The following is a 2,138-nucleotide window of genomic DNA, read 5'->3' on the forward strand; positions in this document are numbered from 1 at the left end:
TTAATGCTGAAATCATTTTGAGCGCAAGATTTTCAATGCTTGCCAGAGAAGCCATGCGATGAGAATTATAACCCAACAGATAATGGCGATGTGCAGCAATTTTAACATTTCGACTACTGAATATCCAAATCGAATAAAAGATTATTTAATTCATCATCTGGAATATGAGCAAGACAGCCAACCTCATGGGCTTGCATGATTAGTTCTATGGGTGGCTCTTCTCCACGATAACGAAGTTTTGTTATTTTTAGGGATAATTCCAGGTAATCAAGCTTGTGTTTAAGAAGATTTTTATTGTTTATTTCCATGTTAATGTTAATCATATTTTTGTTTGTCTTGTTTGTGCTCCCTAATCAAGGACAACAATAGGTAAAGTGTTATGCCAACAAAGATTGTGATTACAAAGTATATACCGGGCATAGTGACAGCTCCTGTGGTGTTAATTTGTAAGTCCATTATAAGTATCGGAAATTTTTAGTTAGAACTTAAATTAGATTTGCTTTCGGAGTCGCGACCGGAGGCATTATTGGGGTGAGGGGGACATCCGTTCTGTTTATATATTTGGAATTTTAATCAAAGTATTGGCATTCTACTATATCTGTATTTAAATAAAAAAGGCGTAACCCAAAGGTTACGCCTTATAATGTTTTTGGTCCCGAAGGCCGGAATTTAAAAATTATAAATTAAATCAAATAGTTAAAAAAAATAAATGCTGGTTTAAGCGACATTAAGCTAGTTTTTGTACAGTCCTGGCTGCATATTCGCATATCAATTGCATATCCATTCTCATTTCTTTAATTACAAGCACGCTCTTTTCAGATTGGATTTAGAAGTCCATAAAAAAACTCAATGTGCAATTAATCACGAAATTTAAACTTTTCGATTTGCTAAAAATTAGGAACGGGCTCATGAAATCAATAATGTATATCATGTTTCTATACATCCTTGATTTAATTTAATTATAAATTATCTGACAAACTGTATAAAATTGTGCACGTTTCTACATTAAATCTGAATCTTCGTTTACTCAACATCCTGAATTGTTTGAAAAATATTTTCAAAGCATAATGGTATAACTTTTGCATTCTGTAAGTATCTAATATTATTTATCAAATGAATTATTGCGGCAAGACATAGAAGTTTCCTTGATATAATTTGGTTGCCTCATACATCAAACTAAAATCAAGTGGTATATTGAAGGACATTTGCTTTATGTTAAATCAAAAGCAATTACATCAGTTAAATAATATTTTGAGGCAAAACCTGATTGCTAAAGGAGTAAGTTGCACCCTATTAATTGATATGGCTGGTAATATCGTTGCATGTTTGGATGATGGCAAGACACGTCCAGATATTTATTCATTAGCCTGCTTGGCAGCAGGCAATTTCGGTGCTGTAAAAGCCATGGCCGATATCATAGGAGAGGGAGATTTTTCTCTTTTGTTCAATAAAGGAAAGAATGTGAATGTACACTATAAGGTTATTGCATCTGAATATCTGCTAATTAATATTTTCAATAAGGATTTATCTTTAGGTTTCCTTCGGCTGAAAGTAAATGAAGTGGTAAAAAAAATGAACGATGCATTACACATTCCTGCTAAAGAAGATATTACCAATATAGTTTATAATCTATCCCACCAACCAGTTGTTATTTAGCAAAATTTCTATTACTTTCCTGAGTCAACTTAAACACTCATTACCCCATTTTTATTCCTTCTCTAATTTTCATCATTTTGATCCTTTATTGTTACAAACCTGCATTTTTCGACTCATCCGCTTAGGAGCGATTCACCGGCTTTCAACTTTACCTATCCTTAAGAATTTACTTGTAAATGCCGATATATGATTCAACATTACATCACAGAATTATTGATAATGAATTATATTTATGACTGGAATATTGATAGGAAAAGGAGAAAAAATGAATAAAATCATAATTTTCTTAGCAATGATAGCGCTTCTGCCATGCCACGCTTTTGGGCAAAACACTTCGAATTATGAAATTACAATCAATGGGGAAATTTATGACATTAGTTTGGGCCGTGATTATCATATCAAGTCAAATTCTGGTGAACAATTGCATTTCAGAGTCGATAAAAAGGCGGTGATGACATATCAAAATGGATATATATATATAT

Annotated in this window: 3 protein-coding genes; 2 read left to right on the forward strand and 1 reads right to left on the reverse strand. The window is 32.5% G+C overall.

Features of this window, described 5'->3' with window-relative positions; genetic code table 11:
• Window positions 1-113: 113 nt before the first annotated feature.
• Window positions 114-323, reverse strand: a complete 210-nt coding sequence (locus Q0X89_RS10870; RefSeq protein ID WP_297694025.1) for a hypothetical protein — start codon at window positions 321-323, stop codon at window positions 114-116.
• Window positions 324-1,212: 889 nt separating this feature from the next.
• Between Q0X89_RS10870 and Q0X89_RS10875 the strand changes: the two genes are divergently transcribed.
• Window positions 1,213-1,656: a roadblock/LC7 domain-containing protein gene (locus Q0X89_RS10875; protein ID WP_297694026.1), complete on the forward strand. Its 444-nt coding sequence runs from the start codon at window positions 1,213-1,215 to the stop codon at window positions 1,654-1,656.
• A 232-nt stretch (window positions 1,657-1,888) separates the two neighbouring features.
• Window positions 1,889-2,138, forward strand: a 250-nt coding sequence (locus Q0X89_RS10880) for a hypothetical protein (protein ID WP_297694027.1), incomplete at its 3' end; no start/stop codon positions are given.

It is taken from the genome of uncultured Eudoraea sp. (assembly GCF_947258525.1).
Classification (GTDB): Bacteria; Bacteroidota; Bacteroidia; order Flavobacteriales; family Flavobacteriaceae; genus Eudoraea.

Excerpts from the sequence above, each read along its gene's own strand:
- Q0X89_RS10875 (WP_297694026.1), top strand. The coding sequence starts at position 1,213 with ATGTTAAATCAAAAGCAATTACATCAGTTAAATAATATTTTGAGGCAA.
- Q0X89_RS10870 (WP_297694025.1), bottom strand. The coding sequence starts at position 323 with ATGATTAACATTAACATGGAAATAAACAATAAAAATCTTCTTAAACAC.